Source organism: Rhizobium metallidurans, assembly GCF_014196505.1.
Lineage (GTDB): Bacteria > Pseudomonadota > Alphaproteobacteria > Rhizobiales > Rhizobiaceae > Rhizobium > Rhizobium metallidurans.
The window spans coordinates 207,067-220,301 of sequence record NZ_JACIDW010000001.1 but is presented as its reverse complement, the minus strand read 5'-3'; the positions used below and the strand labels follow the sequence as shown (position 1 = coordinate 220,301).

Sequence of the window (13,235 nt, the reverse complement as noted above, 5' to 3'; positions counted from 1 at the left end):
CAGCGGACCGCCTGCATTTCCGGCATGTCTCCGGACGCAAGGCTATCTCGCTGGTCCGACTGATGGTGATCTGCGGTGTCGATTTCGCCGCCCGAAATTCCCGTCCGATCAAGCGTCGATTGCGATTCTCGGATGCCTCTTATGCAAATTTATCTCTGCTCATTATCAGGGCAATAAGATAAATAATTGGGCATTCAAACAGGAGATATGCAATGAAAATCGCCAACAGGATTGTCGAATACTTCCAGCTCGGCAAGGCATACCGTGAACTTTCCCGCCTTGACGACGCTGCTCTCAAGGACATCGGTGTTAACCGCGCCGATCTGAAGCGTCGCGTATACGGTCGCTGATCACCTCACTGCCTGATTGCTTCCGATGGGCCTGCTCAAGCGGGCCTTTATCGTTTTTAGGGCCTTTTCTCAGCAAAAAACGAGCGCGTTCGATACTGTGTATCCGCTCTCGAAAATGCCCCGTCATCGGCGCCGCTCCAAGCCGGCCAAGATGCCCGCGTTAACCTTTTGTTAACCAAATCATCGTTAATAAATCTCAACGATTTCTTAACGTAGATGACCAAATTGCTAACAGATGCCCGCTCCATCCGTATCAAGGGCCGCTCGTTTCTGGCGGTGATGCTGTCGCCGGACCTGCCGCTCGATGACTGGCTGGTACGGTTGGATGATCTGGCCGCGCGTTCGGCCGGATTTTTCCTCGGGCGTCCCGTCGTGCTCGATATCAGCGAGTTGGAGATCGATCGCGCGCAATTGAAGGAGCTGATCGCGGCGCTCGGCGAGCGCAATGTCAGCATCATGGGCATCGAAGGCGGCCGTCCGTCGCTCATCGGGCCAGGCATGCCGCCGGCGCTCAAGGGTGGGCGTCCGGTTTCCGATTTCGAAATGCCGCAGAACGAGCCTGTTCTCGAAGCGCCGCGCAAGCCTGACGCAATCGAGACGCGGCAAACTCCACAGTCACTGGTTATCCGGGAGCCGGTTCGCTCCGGGCAGTCGGTGATATTCGCGGAAGGCGACGTGACGATCATCGGATCGGTCTCATCAGGCGCGGAGGTCATCGCTGGCGGTTCGATCCATGTCTACGGCACTTTGCGCGGACGAGCGATGGCGGGGTCGTTGGGCAATGCGTCGGCGCGGATCTTCTGCCGCAAGCTCGAGGCGGAACTGGTTGCCATCGATGGCATCTACAAGATGGCGGAAGACCTGGAGCCGGGGCTTCGCGGACAAGCCGTCCAGCTCTGGCTGGAAGACGACGCGATCAAGGCCGAGAAACTTAGCTGAGCCCAGGTTGGCCAGGAATTAGGAGAGAAAGATGGGGAAAGTCATCGTCGTCACTTCAGGCAAGGGCGGAGTTGGAAAGACAACCTCCACCGCGGCCCTCGGAGCGGCTCTTGCGCAGAGAAACGAGAAGGTTGTCGTCGTCGATTTCGACGTCGGGCTTCGTAACCTCGATCTGGTGATGGGCGCCGAGCGCCGGGTCGTCTACGACCTGATCAACGTCATCCAGGGCGACGCCAAGCTGTCGCAGGCGCTGATCCGCGACAAGCGTCTCGAAACGCTGTTTCTCCTTCCCGCCTCGCAGACGCGCGACAAGGACAATCTGACGGCCGAGGGCGTCGAGCGCGTCATGGCCGACCTGAAGCGTCACTTCGACTGGGTCATCTGTGATAGCCCCGCTGGCATCGAGCGCGGCGCGACGCTTGCCATGCGCCATGCCGACGTTGCCGTCGTCGTCACCAATCCCGAGGTCTCGTCGGTTCGCGACTCCGATCGCATCATCGGCCTGCTCGATTCGAAGACGCTGAAGGCGGAGCGCGGCGAGCGCATGGAGAAGCATCTGCTTCTCACCCGCTATGATGCGAACCGCGCCGAGCGCGGCGACATGCTCAAGGTCGACGACGTGCTGGAGATCCTCTCCATTCCGCTGCTCGGCATCATTCCCGAGAGCATGGACGTCCTGCGCGCTTCCAACATCGGCGCCCCCGTCACGCTCGCCGACAGCAAGAGCGCGCCCGCCATGGCATACTTCGACGCCGCGCGCCGACTGGCCGGCGAAGAAGTGGCGATGACGGTCCCCGGCGAGAAGCGCGGTATCTTCGGCAAGATTTTTGGAAGGAAGGCCGCATGAGCATTTTTCGGCTTTTTGGAAAACAGAGAACCGCACCGGCTGCCCGCGAGCGACTGCAGGTGCTTCTGGCGCACGAGCGGTCTTCGACCGGGTCGGATCTGATTTCGGTTCTCCGCGAGGAAATCCTCGCCGTCATCGCCAAGCATGTCCAGGTCGACAATGATCGCGTGCACGTCAAGATGGACCGCGATGAGCACATGTCGATTCTCGAGATCGATGTCGAGATCCCGCTGAACGCAGCCCGCGCTGCCTGAGCGAGAATAGGGGAGGCGGCACTCTCGGTGCCGCTCTTCCACAGCGAAATGGCCGGCTTAGTTCCGGCCCTTCGGCAAGTTACCAGTTATTCTTGGCCAGTTCCCACTCGCCATCAGCGCCGATCTCGACGCGCTTGTTGCCGCGGTAGAAGACCGGCTTGCCCGACTTCTTGTCGATCGCGAAGCGGCTGGGCGAAAACTTCGCCTTCTCCTTGCCGTCCAAGGCAAGCGTCAGCGCTTCCTTGAACTTCCCGTTTTTGCATAGTGCCATGAACTGGGCTTCATTCATCGGAGCACTCCTTGGTGGCGCATGCCGTTGTTTGACCGCCGTACGCGGCCGCAATGGTTGAGAGCTGTGACCTACTGCAGACGCATGGCGTTCGGCAAGCCGAATGTCACCTTAGCGTCCGCCTGCGATCATACGCCGGGCCGGCGATGAACGGGCGGATGTCTTCGCCCCATCACCGCTCTGCCGATGTCCTGTCCCCATAAGGGCATGCGAGGTAGCCTCGATCAACCGGCCATCAGTCCGGTCACGCCTCGTCTCCAGTAGCCCGCAGCCAGCGTCTGGTCGCGTCCGTAGGACAGCGTGTCGCGCCAATACTCGCGGATCTCTTTGGTGGCCTCGTTCTCGGAGGCAAACCAGCCGAAGCTCGAGACGCCCTCGGGCCATTCCACCGCACGGATGGCGCGGACCAGTTCGCCGTGCTCGCCGCCGGGAACGCCGTTGCGGTGGATCCAGCGAAGCTCGATACCCTTGGGGTGGGTGATCGGCTGCTCGTCGGTCGCCCGCGCGACTTCGACGAAGGCATGGCCGCGCGCATCGGGCGGCAGTCGCTCCAGGATGCGGCTCAGCGCCGGCAATCCGGTCTCGTCGCATCCCATGATGTACCAGTCCGCGGGTCTAACCGGGCGGCCGAGAGGCCCCATGATACCGACCTGATCGCCCTCCCTGGCATGCATGGCCCAGCTGCAGCCGACGCCTTCGTGCGAGCCATCGCCATCGCCGTGAACGACGAAATCGACGTCGACATAGCCTGCCTTCACATCCATCTCGCGAATGGTGTAGACACGCGCGACCGGCTTGCGCTCCTCCGACGGCCAGAACGTGAGGCCGTTCGGACCGGCGATCGGCCACACCGGCTCGGGGACATCGGCTGTCGGAAAATACATCCGGATGTGCATGCTGGTGGTGCTGTCGAAGCGCTCGAGATTGCTCCCCGTCAGACGCACGCGTCTCATGCCTGGCGTCACCTGCCAGGCGCGCTCGACGCGCATCAATCGGAACGAAGAGAGTGTCGTGTCGCCGGCGAGATCGCCAGTCCAGACGAATTGCGGCTTTTCGCTCTTGGCATAGAGCTCGACGGCGACCCCGAGAAGCTCCTTGGCGCGGCGAAGGCCCTCTTCATCCGGCGACGAGGCTTCCATCGTCAGCCGCTCGGGCGTCATGTCGAAGCGCGCGGAAGCGAAGGGGAATTCGAAGGTTATGCTATCATCGGTCTGAACAACGGCGGCATCGAAGCTCGCCAGCCGATCGACGATCAGGTGCAGGTATTCAGGCAGCTTCAGCAGTCTAATTTCAGTGCTGCCGCGTAATCGTGTGGGTTCGGTCATCGGGTATCACCTCGGGTAAACGACCGGGGAATGGCAAGCCATCCCCGATGGGACATCGGACACCCCGATCCCGGCCGTGGAATGATCCCGAAGCTCGTGTTGCTTCCATCGCCTGTTGTATCTGCCCTGAAGTGCGCATGTAGGCAACGGTATAGGCGACGTCTCTCCGGTTTTCTACACCCATGCCGATGTTAGACGCCCGCAAACTTGGCAATCCGCAAGAAGACGGCTGAATTCAGCCGATCGATCGGTGATGGCGGCCGCCATCGATGGGCTGCTTCGTGCAACCGGGCGTATTCTTGCGCGGAGCACGGCATCCCTGCTAAAGCCGCCTGCGACAGGCTGCATCCGGAAACGCGAGAAGACGATCCATGGCGACACTGCGCCAAGTTGCTGAACGGGCGGGCTGTTCCACGGCGACGGCGAGCCGCGTTCTGAACCACAGCGGACCGGTTAGCCCCGCGATGGTCGGCAAGGTCCGCAAGGCGGCGGGCGAACTCGGCTATCGCGCTTCAGGAGCAACTGCCAGGGGCGGCAGAAGGCCCGTCATCGGCGTGCTCGTGCCGAGCCTGACCAACCCGGTCTTCGCCGCCTCCCTGTCCGGTATCCAGAACCGCATGCTGACCGCAGGGCATAGCGTGCTGATCGCTCAGTCCAACTATGACCCGCTGCAGGAAGCGAACGCCGTGTCCGGCCTGATGAGCGAGCGCCCGACCGGCTTGATCCTGACCGTCTGCGACGGCCTGAGCAGTCAGGCGCTGCTCGCGGATCTGCCGCCGACTGTGCTCTTGCACAATCTGCCGACGGAACGCTTTCCAGCCGCCGTCACCGTCGACAATTTCGCGGCCGGCCGTGATCTCACGCGCTATCTGCTGCAGATGGGGCACGAGAGGATTTTGTTCGTCTCCGGCAGCTTTGTCGCTTCCGATCGCGCCGCGCGCCGCTACCGGGGCTATCTTGAAGCATTGCGGGAAGCCGGAAAGCAACCGCTCGACGCGATGCAGATCTCGTTCGTGTCGGAATATGATCAGATCGATATCCTGGCGGCGATCAGGGACGGTCGGCCGACCGCCATCATCGGGTCGAATGATCTTTTGGCACTGGGCGTGATCGCGGCTTTGCGGCGCGAGGGACTGACGGTCCCACAAGACATGTCGGTTGCCGGGTTCGATGGGATCGTCATCGGCAAGCTGATCGATCCGCCTTTGACGACGGTGAACATGCCTGATGCCAGCATGGGCACGACCGCGGCGTCGCTGCTCCTCGACATTGCCGAAAACGCCGCGCCCGAGCGGCATCTCGAACTCGCCTACTCGCTTCACAAGGGCGGGACCGTTCGCGATCTGAATCGGCCGTCCCGATAAAAAAAAGCCGCCGCACCAGGGTGCGACGGCTCGGTATGACCATCGGCTCGCGCTTAGCTGCGCGGCAGCATGCCTTCGACATCTGCGGCTGCATCGTCGAGCGCTTCCTTCGGCGCTGCCGACTGGTCGACGATGCGCGAGAGGTTGTCGACGATCGTCTGGGTGACGCGAACGCCGTTGGAGCCCGGGAAGGCATACCATGGAACCATCAGCGGCATCTGCTTCAGGCCGGCCTGGAACAGCGGGTTCTTGGCGTAGAAGTCGCCGAGATAATCAGGCGACTTGGCGGCAAGCTCGTTGTTCGGAACGTAGCCCGTGCCGGGTACGACAACCGAGGCGCCGTAAGGACCGGCCGCGAACTTGGCGAACTTCCAGGCGGCTTCCTGCTTGGCGGCGTCCTTGGTGAGGATGACGACGGCGTTGCCGCCGGTCGGCAGGCGACCCTTGGCGGGATCGAGCAGCGGCAGCGGCGCGGTCCGCAGATCGAACTTGTCGCCGACATTCTTGATGGTGTTGCGCAGCGCGCCGGTGGTCTGGAACTCGAAGCCGACCTTGCCGGCCGCGAATGCCTGCTCGCCAGCGGACTTGGTGAACACCGGCAGACCGCCTTCCTTGACCATGCGCTCGATGACTTCGCCGGCCTTCTGGCCTTCCGGACCGTTGAACGTCACCTTGCTCTCGTCTTCGCTGAGCATGGTGCCGCCGGCGCCAAACAGCAGCGCCGAGAACATCCAGTCGTCGCCCTGCCAGCGGAAGTCGATGCCATCGACGCCGTTGCCGAGCGCCTTGATCTTGGCGCCGAGCGCGATGACTTCGTCCCAGGTCTTCGGCGGGTTCTCGGGGTCGCCACCGGCGGCCTTAACGAGATCGGCGTTGTAGTACATGATCGGGGTGGAGGTTGCGAACGCGAGGCCGATCTGCTTGCCCTTGACCTGGGCGAGCTTCAGGATCGTGTCGGAGAAGCCCTGGGCGGCCATGTCGCCGTCCTTCTGGACGAGCGGGCCGAGATCGACGGCGACGTCGCGCTCGTCGATCATGCGCAGGCGGTTCAGGCCGATGAAGGTCAGGTCCGGCATTTCGGAGGTGCCGACCTGGCGAAGGATCGTCTGGATGCCTTCTTCATAGGTCGCCGACGGGCTGGCGAACTGGATCTTGATGTCGGGGTTCTCTTCCATGAACTTCTTCGAGATCGTGTCCATCACGTCCTTGAAGAAGCCCGGCATCGGATAGTGGACCGTCAGCGTCGTCTCGGCGAAAGCCGGTACGGTTGTCGCCATCGAGATGGCCGCCGCGGCGAGAAGCTGGGTGATACGTTTCATCGCTCGTTCTCCTGTTGAAGCGACCGGTCAGCCTTTGAGACCGGTCATGGTGATACCCTCGACGAAGCGCTTCTGCGCGAGCAGGAATGCGGCGACGAGGGGAATGGTAATGATCATGGTGGCGGCCATCAGCGCGCCGTAGTCGTCACCGGCCTCGGCGGCGCGGAAGTACATCAGGCCGAGAGGCGGCGTGGCGTACTCCTGCCTGGTGATGACGACGAGAGGCCAGTAGAGGTCGTTCCAGTGGGCCACGACCGAAAAGATCGAGAAGGCAGTGACGGCTGGCCAGGCATTCGGCACTATCACACGCGCCACAATGCCAAGCTCGGACATGCCATCCAGGCGCGCCGCATGGATGAGGTCATCCGGCATGGCCCGGAAGAACTGCAGGAACATGAAAATCGCGAAGACCGAGATCGAGAACGGAGCCACGAGCGCGGTATAGCTGTTGAGCAGCGACAGGCTGTTGAAGCCGACATAGAGCGGCAAGGCGGTCGCATGGATCGGCACCAGCAGGCCGAGCATGACGAGAACCATCATCAGCCGCGCCGCGCGGAACTTCAGCTTCGCCATGGCGTAGGCGCAAGGAATCGCGACCAGCACCTGGAAGAACAGGATCATCGCGCAGACCAGAATGCCGTTCAGGAGCAAGGTGCCCATCGGCACGCGGGCCAGCGCCTTGGTGAAGTTTTCGATGTAGTAGAAATTCGTCGGGATCAGCGACAGGGCGGAGGTGAAGATTTCACTCTGCGCCTTGCCTGCTGTCGACAGCATGAAGACATAGGGCGAGAGGAAAAGCAGGGCGCCGAAGGAAAGCAGAGCCAGGCGTGTGACGCGACCCAGGGTCCACCGGTTGGCGATCATCGTGTTCGAGCTCATGAATAGTGCACCCGGCGGTCGAGAACGTTGTACTGGAGGAAGGTGAGCACCATCAGGATGGCGATGAACACCACGGTCATCGCCGAGGCGTAACCGACGCGCAGATAGACGAAGCCTTCCTGGTAGATGCTGAAAAGCAGCACCTCGGATGCGCGATTCGGGCCCCCTTGGGTCAGAGTCTGAACTGTTTCGAAGACCTTCACCGAGTTGATGATGCTGATGGTGGTGACGAACAGCGTTGTCGGTCCGAGCATCGGCCAGGTGACAAGACGGAACCGGTCGAATGCCGAGCGCGCGCCATCGACCTCGGCAGCCGCGTAAAGTTCACGCGGAATTGCGGTGAGGCCCGCGAGGAAAAGCACCATGTTGAAGCCCACCGACTGCCAGACGCCGATGATCGACAGGCTGTAGAGCACGGTGCTCGAAGCGGCCAGCCAGTTGGGGCCTGGGATGCCGACCAGCGCCAGCAGGCTGTTGATCGGCCCGATGGTCGGGTGAAAGAGATATTGCCACACGGTGGCCATGGCGACGATCAACGACGCCACCGGCAGGAAGTAGACGGTGCGGAAAAAGCTGCGCGCCGTCCTTTCGCCTTCGATCAGCAGGGCGACCACGAGGCCGAGAACGATGGAGACCGGCGCGACGATCGCGGTATAAAATGCAGTGTTCCACAGCGCCTTGCGGAAAGTGCGGTCGCTCATCAACTCCGCATAGTTCTCGAAGCCGACAAAGCGAAACTTGCCCATGCCGAGTTCGAAGTTGGTGAAGCCGAGCAGCGCGACGGCGACGATCGGCAGAATCACGAAAACAATGATCAGGATGATGGCCGGCAGCGCGAGAAGCCAGGCCATGCGCTCTTCGTTGCGTTCGCGCGCAGCCGCGGTCTTGCGGGCGGCGGGTGCGCCAATGGCGATGCTAGCCATGAGCCTTCTCCAGCGTCGCGTCGATCGTAAGCGGGCTTGCGCGCAGGCGGCTGCCATCCTCGGCGAAGACCAGAGCCTTGTCCGGCGACAGCGAGAGGGCAACGGGCATTCCAGCCGAAATGCCGCCCGCGTCCGCCGGTGAAAGCTTCGCGATCATGACTTCGCCGATCGCATCGAGCTTGCAGTAGAGAATGACCTCCGAGCCGAGGAATTCGATACGTTCGACCTTCGCCGCGAGGCCGTCCTGACGGTTGTCCGCCAGACGCACGAATTCGGGGCGGATCGCCAGGCTCACCGGCGTACGGGCCGGAACGGAGGTATGCAGGCCGAGCCTGATGCCGCCGAAGGACACCACGCCGCTCTCGGCGAGCGCCGGCACCACATTGATGCGCGGCTGGCCTACGAAACGGGCGACTTCGACGTGAGCGGGGTCGTCGTAAATGACCTGCGGGCTCGCCAGCTGGAGAAGATTGCCGCCGATCATCACCGCCACGCGATCGGCCATCGACAGGGCCTCGGCCTGATCGTGGGTGACGTAGACGGTCGGCACCCCGGCGCGCCGGTGCAGCTCGACGATCTCGCCGCGGGCGTGGACACGCAGGTTCGCATCGAGGTTGGAAAGCGGCTCGTCCATCAGGAACACGCTCGGATGGCGCACCATGGCGCGCGCCAGGGCGACGCGCTGGCGCTGGCCGCCCGACATCTGGCCGGGCTTGCGGTCCAGCAGATGATCGATCTTCAGCGACTTCGCCATTTCGGTGACATCACGCGCGATGGCCGCGGTGATCGCGCGCTGGCCCGGCAGCAAGGGGCCGATGAACGGGAAGCGCTGCGCGCCGGAGAGACGGCGCATGGCGAGCGGAACGGCGATGTTCTGGCTGGCCGTCAGATGGGGATAAAGCGCGTAGGACTGGAAGACCATTGCGACGTTGCGGTCAGCGGCCGCGATGGCGGACATGTCCTCGCTGCCGATGATGATCTCGCCCTCGTCGGCGTGATCGAGGCCGGCGAGGATGCGCAGCAGCGTGCTCTTGCCGCAGCCCGACGGGCCGACGAGCGCAATGAACTCGCCCGGCTCGACGTCGAGGCTGACGCCCTTGAGAATGGCGTTGCCGGAGAAGGATTTGGTGATGCCGCGAAGGGAAAGCGCGCTCATTCCGCCTGCTCCCGCTGCTTCTTCGGCGTTGCCCGCGGATAGACTTCCTCCAAGACCTCGTCGAGGAAGTAGGCGGTCATGCCCGGCACGGCCACCAGTTCGGTCGTGACGTCGTCACCAAGTTCGTGCACGGCCGCGCCGACAAGACGCTCGCCCGGCATTTCGCGTTCCATCTCGCCCAGGATGAAGGCGGCCGGAGGCGCCCAGACGACGGAGGTCTGACCGAACGCGCCCTTCCACGTCCAGTGCAGGTGACCGCTGCCGAAGAGCGCGACGTCGTGGGCGGCGATCAGGTCGTAGAGCCGGCGGCGCTGCGTTGGGCGCACGCTCCAGTAGCCGGTATCGCCTTCGTTGGCGTCGTCCACGAACAGCGGCTTGTGAGCGAAGATGGCGACGCGGCGCTCGCCCCGCTCGGCAAGCGTCTTCTGCAGCCAATCGAACTGCGCCTGTTCTTCCGCATCCTCGAAGCCCATCAGCAGGCTGTTGAGGCCGATGATGCGCCACTCGCCGATGTCTTTCGCCCAATAGTCGGGACCGACGAGATTGCGCCAGCGCGCCAGACGCTCCGGATTGACCGGCTGAGCCGAACCGGGGAGATGGCCGACATCGTGGTTGCCGGGAACGATCAGCATCGGGATGGAGATTTCGCGCATCAGATCCATGGAGAAGACCAGATCCTCGTCCTTGTCCGCGCCGTCAATGCTAAGGTCACCCGTGTGGACGATGAGATCAGCGCCGGTCTCTTCGATCCAGCGGGCCAAGGGCGCCCAGTTGCCGTTGAAATGCGGCTTGTTGGGGCTCAGATGTGTATCGGTGATGTGGATGATCTTCACGGCGCTTCTCCAGTTCCAAGGCGCCGACCGAACTCAGGCCGCCGACTTCTTCCGGCGCCTCTTTAGAGCCATCATGTGTCGTGGGCGTAACACGGCTTTCCAACCGCGTTTCATTTTCGTCATCGAATTGTCACCGCATATCCGGGCGGCATTCAGCCCTCTTGACTGCAGCCGAAATGGAGCTGTGATCATCCATTCGATGCAGACGACCGCGATAACGCGCGGACCGTCATCTAACTGTAAAGGAAACATTCTAACTAGCTCCTGGACAGATTGCACAGCTGTGCAACAGGAGTTTGAAGATGAGCCAGCGAGCGTTTCTGGAATTGCGGTCGGTTGCCTGCAGATATGGCAACACCCAGGTTCTGGAGGACATAGACCTGAACATCGAGCGCGGCGAGTTCGTCGCCTTGCTTGGGTCTTCCGGTTGCGGAAAGACGACGTTGCTGCGTGTTCTCGCGGGCTTCGTAACGCCGTCCTCGGGCTCGGTTTCCGTACGCCGCCGCGAGGTGACGCACCTGCCGCCCGACAAGCGCGGCATGGCGCTCGTTTTCCAGTCCTACGCGCTGTGGCCGCACATGACCGTGGCCCAGAACATCGGCTACGGCTTGAAACTGAAGAAGGTGCAGCGGAGCGAAATCGACAGCCGCGTCGCCGCGATGCAGTCTCTTCTCGGGCTGGATGGGCTTGGAGCAAGAAAGCCGGCGGCCCTGTCCGGCGGCCAGCGCCAGCGCGTCGCGCTCGGCCGCGCGCTGGCTGTCGATCCGGAGATCCTGCTGCTCGACGAGCCGCTTTCCAATCTCGACGCACGCATCAGGCTCAGCGTCCGACACGAGTTGCGCGCGTTGCAGAAGCGCCTCGGCATCACCGCCGTTCACGTGACGCATGATCGCGAAGAAGCGATGGTTATGGCCGACAGGATCGTGATCCTGAATGCAGGCCGGATCGCGCAGCAGGGCACGCCGGAGGACGTCTACAACCGGCCGGCCTCGGCCTTCGTCGCGGCGTTCATGGGCGCCGAGAACGTGATCTCGCTGAACGGGGCGCCGCAGGGCAGCGATTTTCTCATCGAGGCTGGCCCCTCGAATGCCGCCGGCCGCGTTGCACTGATGGGGCGAGATCTCGCGCAGGGCGTCGTCGAGGCGCGCTTCCGGCCGGAAGCGGCGCAGATCCACCCCGCCGAGACCGCCGTCGTCGGCCCGGGCGTCACGCTCGAGGGCGAGATCGCGGCCGTCAGCTACCCCGGTGGTCACTGGCGCCATGCCGTTCATGTCGGTGATCGCGAAATCATGGCCGACGCGAGCCGCGCCTTCGGGCCGGGCGAGCGCGTCCGGGTACATGTCCCCGCCGACGCGCTGTTTCTTTTCAATTCGCCGGGTTCGCAGCCGGCAAACACCATTTCCCGGGTTTTGCCCGGGAAAGTCCACGCCTGACCCTTTTGATTGCCTGACCTTTAGAACCTTACCTTTTCATAACAAGGAGAAGCCTCATGCAGAGATTGACGTATGCCGCTATCGCCATTGCTCTCGCGACGTTGCCGGTAAAGGCCGCAGAGCTGACGGTCGCCACCGCCGGCGACCAGAACATGGTCGATTACATCAACCAGTATCTCGGACCGTTGTTCGAGAAGGCCAATCCGGGCGACACCGTTCGCGCGGTCGGCACCGGCCCCGGTGATGCGGGCTCGCAGAAGATCCTCGAGCGCTTCGACGCGCAGGCCGCGGCCGACAGCAAGGTCTGGGACGTCGACGTTGCCGTCGTGCACGAAAAGTTCGCGGGTCCGATGGTTCAGAAGGGCTACCTCGAGAAGTATCGCGGCAACATCGAAACCGGCAAGCTCGTGACCCGCGGCAATGCGAAGAACGCGCTCGGCTCGGATGTCGATGGCTACGTGATGCCGATGTTCAACAGCCAGACGGCGATCGCCTACAATCCGGCGCTGGTTCCGAACCCGCCGAAGAGCTACGCCGAACTCGCCGAATGGGCAAAGGCAAATCCGAAGCAGTTCGGCTACAACGGCATCAAGGGCGGCGCATCAGGCGTGAGCTTCGTCATGGGCTGGGTCTATGCCTTCGGGGGCGGCGATGCCAACAACCTGATGACGGGTCCGTTCAAGCAGGATGAGACCACGAAGTGGGATGGCGCTTTCAAGAGCCTCGCCGACTTCACCAAGAACGCCACGCTGACGCCTGGCAACGCCGGCACGCTCGACCTTCTCAGCCGCGGCGAAATCGCCATGGGCCCGGTCTGGGTCGACATGTTCTACAGCTGGCAGGCCAATGGCCAGCTGCCGCCGGAAATGAAGCTGGTGCTGCCCGCACCTGGCATGCCCGGCCAGCCGATGCACTATGTCGTTCCTCAGAAGTCGGGTAACAAGGCGCTTGCCGAGAAGTTCATCGCGCTGGCGACCAGCCCGGAAGTGCAGGCCGAAGGCATCGTCAAGCGCTTCAACTGGTATCCGGGTATCGACGCCAACTTCGTCAAGCCGAAGCTCGACGAGGCGACCTGGAACAAGCTGTTCGTCGACATCACGCCTGAAGACCTCGCCAACAACGGCAAGCCTTTCCCGATCGCGCCTTATAACACCGCGATCCTCGAAGCCTACGAAAAGTCCGTAAAGTAATCCTGCGTGCCGCCTTCTCCTCCCGGGGGGAGGCGGTTCGACGTGCTGGATGAGAGGTAGCACACGGTGTCGCCGTCGTTCGCTCGGAGGCGCCGGTCTCTGTCACCGTTATCTCTCATCCGCCTCGCTCGCGC

General features: G+C 62.7%; 14 protein-coding genes. 7 read left to right on the top strand and 7 right to left on the bottom strand.

Going from position 1 to position 13,235, the window contains the following annotated elements; translation table 11 throughout:
• The first annotated feature begins 212 nt into the window (after positions 1-212).
• From GGQ67_RS01000 to minE, 4 genes are all read left to right on the top strand, one after another.
• Complete coding sequence (locus GGQ67_RS01000) at positions 213-350, top strand: DUF1127 domain-containing protein (protein WP_183898317.1); 138 nt, start codon at positions 213-215, stop codon at positions 348-350.
• A 216-nt stretch (positions 351-566) separates the two neighbouring features.
• Positions 567-1,289, top strand: a complete 723-nt coding sequence (gene minC, locus GGQ67_RS00995) for a septum site-determining protein MinC (RefSeq protein WP_183898316.1) — start codon at positions 567-569, stop codon at positions 1,287-1,289.
• A 31-nt stretch (positions 1,290-1,320) separates the two neighbouring features.
• Positions 1,321-2,136: a septum site-determining protein MinD gene (gene minD, locus GGQ67_RS00990; RefSeq protein ID WP_018896961.1), complete on the top strand. Its 816-nt coding sequence runs from the start codon at positions 1,321-1,323 to the stop codon at positions 2,134-2,136.
• Positions 2,133-2,390, top strand: a complete 258-nt coding sequence (gene minE / locus GGQ67_RS00985) for a cell division topological specificity factor MinE (protein ID WP_183898315.1) — start codon at positions 2,133-2,135, stop codon at positions 2,388-2,390. The genes minD and minE overlap by 4 nt, the downstream gene beginning before the upstream one ends.
• Positions 2,391-2,469: 79 nt before the next feature.
• Here the strand turns inward: minE and GGQ67_RS00980 are convergent, their stop codons facing one another.
• Positions 2,470-2,679 carry a hypothetical protein gene (locus tag GGQ67_RS00980; RefSeq protein WP_112822703.1) on the bottom strand — a complete coding sequence of 70 codons (210 nt, stop codon included), beginning with the start codon at positions 2,677-2,679 and terminating at the stop codon, positions 2,470-2,472.
• A gap of 224 nt (positions 2,680-2,903) precedes the next feature.
• On the bottom strand, positions 2,904-4,004 hold the full coding sequence (locus GGQ67_RS00975) for a siderophore-interacting protein (RefSeq protein WP_183898314.1): 1,101 nt from the start codon (positions 4,002-4,004) through the stop codon (positions 2,904-2,906).
• A gap of 371 nt (positions 4,005-4,375) precedes the next feature.
• Here GGQ67_RS00975 and GGQ67_RS00970 point away from each other — a divergent pair, with 371 nt between their 5' ends.
• Complete coding sequence (locus tag GGQ67_RS00970) at positions 4,376-5,368, top strand: LacI family DNA-binding transcriptional regulator (protein ID WP_183898313.1); 993 nt, start codon at positions 4,376-4,378, stop codon at positions 5,366-5,368.
• Between the two features lie 53 nt (positions 5,369-5,421).
• On the opposite strand, the gene GGQ67_RS00965 is transcribed toward GGQ67_RS00970, so the two are convergent.
• Genes GGQ67_RS00965 through GGQ67_RS00945 form a run of 5 tightly spaced genes read right to left on the bottom strand, consistent with a single transcriptional unit; the run spans position 5,422 to position 10,478 of the window.
• Positions 5,422-6,687: an ABC transporter substrate-binding protein gene (locus tag GGQ67_RS00965; RefSeq protein WP_183898312.1), complete on the bottom strand. Its 1,266-nt coding sequence runs from the start codon at positions 6,685-6,687 to the stop codon at positions 5,422-5,424.
• A 27-nt stretch (positions 6,688-6,714) separates the two neighbouring features.
• Positions 6,715-7,551 (bottom strand): carbohydrate ABC transporter permease, encoded by an 837-nt coding sequence (locus tag GGQ67_RS00960; RefSeq protein WP_183898848.1) that lies wholly within the window; start codon positions 7,549-7,551, stop codon positions 6,715-6,717.
• A gap of 11 nt (positions 7,552-7,562) precedes the next feature.
• Positions 7,563-8,489, bottom strand: coding sequence for a carbohydrate ABC transporter permease (locus GGQ67_RS00955; protein WP_183898311.1), 927 nt, complete (start codon positions 8,487-8,489; stop codon positions 7,563-7,565).
• On the bottom strand, positions 8,482-9,645 hold the full coding sequence (locus tag GGQ67_RS00950; protein WP_183898310.1) for an ABC transporter ATP-binding protein: 1,164 nt from the start codon (positions 9,643-9,645) through the stop codon (positions 8,482-8,484). The genes GGQ67_RS00955 and GGQ67_RS00950 overlap by 8 nt, the downstream gene beginning before the upstream one ends.
• On the bottom strand, positions 9,642-10,478 hold the full coding sequence (locus GGQ67_RS00945; protein ID WP_183898309.1) for a metallophosphoesterase: 837 nt from the start codon (positions 10,476-10,478) through the stop codon (positions 9,642-9,644). Before GGQ67_RS00945 ends, GGQ67_RS00950 begins: the two co-directional genes overlap by 4 nt.
• A 302-nt stretch (positions 10,479-10,780) precedes the next feature.
• On the opposite strand from GGQ67_RS00945, the gene GGQ67_RS00940 reads away from it, so the two are divergent.
• The gene (locus tag GGQ67_RS00940) at positions 10,781-11,911 is read left to right on the top strand and encodes an ABC transporter ATP-binding protein (protein WP_183898308.1); all 1,131 of its coding nucleotides are present in this window, start codon (positions 10,781-10,783) and stop codon (positions 11,909-11,911) included.
• A 56-nt stretch (positions 11,912-11,967) separates the two neighbouring features.
• The gene (locus tag GGQ67_RS00935; RefSeq protein WP_183898307.1) at positions 11,968-13,101 is read left to right on the top strand and encodes an ABC transporter substrate-binding protein; all 1,134 of its coding nucleotides are present in this window, start codon (positions 11,968-11,970) and stop codon (positions 13,099-13,101) included.
• Positions 13,102-13,235: the final 134 nt, after the last annotated feature.

Coding starts and splice junctions, on each gene's coding strand:
- GGQ67_RS01000 (WP_183898317.1), top strand. CDS start 213: ATGAAAATCGCCAACAGGATTGTCGAATACTTCCAGCTCGGCAAGGCA.
- minC (WP_183898316.1), top strand. CDS start 567: ATGACCAAATTGCTAACAGATGCCCGCTCCATCCGTATCAAGGGCCGC.
- minD (WP_018896961.1), top strand. CDS start 1,321: ATGGGGAAAGTCATCGTCGTCACTTCAGGCAAGGGCGGAGTTGGAAAG.
- minE (WP_183898315.1), top strand. CDS start 2,133: ATGAGCATTTTTCGGCTTTTTGGAAAACAGAGAACCGCACCGGCTGCC.
- GGQ67_RS00980 (WP_112822703.1), bottom strand. CDS start 2,679: ATGAATGAAGCCCAGTTCATGGCACTATGCAAAAACGGGAAGTTCAAG.
- GGQ67_RS00975 (WP_183898314.1), bottom strand. CDS start 4,004: ATGACCGAACCCACACGATTACGCGGCAGCACTGAAATTAGACTGCTG.
- GGQ67_RS00970 (WP_183898313.1), top strand. CDS start 4,376: ATGGCGACACTGCGCCAAGTTGCTGAACGGGCGGGCTGTTCCACGGCG.
- GGQ67_RS00965 (WP_183898312.1), bottom strand. CDS start 6,687: ATGAAACGTATCACCCAGCTTCTCGCCGCGGCGGCCATCTCGATGGCG.
- GGQ67_RS00960 (WP_183898848.1), bottom strand. CDS start 7,551: ATGATCGCCAACCGGTGGACCCTGGGTCGCGTCACACGCCTGGCTCTG.
- GGQ67_RS00955 (WP_183898311.1), bottom strand. CDS start 8,489: ATGGCTAGCATCGCCATTGGCGCACCCGCCGCCCGCAAGACCGCGGCT.
- GGQ67_RS00950 (WP_183898310.1), bottom strand. CDS start 9,645: ATGAGCGCGCTTTCCCTTCGCGGCATCACCAAATCCTTCTCCGGCAAC.
- GGQ67_RS00940 (WP_183898308.1), top strand. CDS start 10,781: ATGAGCCAGCGAGCGTTTCTGGAATTGCGGTCGGTTGCCTGCAGATAT.
- GGQ67_RS00935 (WP_183898307.1), top strand. CDS start 11,968: ATGCAGAGATTGACGTATGCCGCTATCGCCATTGCTCTCGCGACGTTG.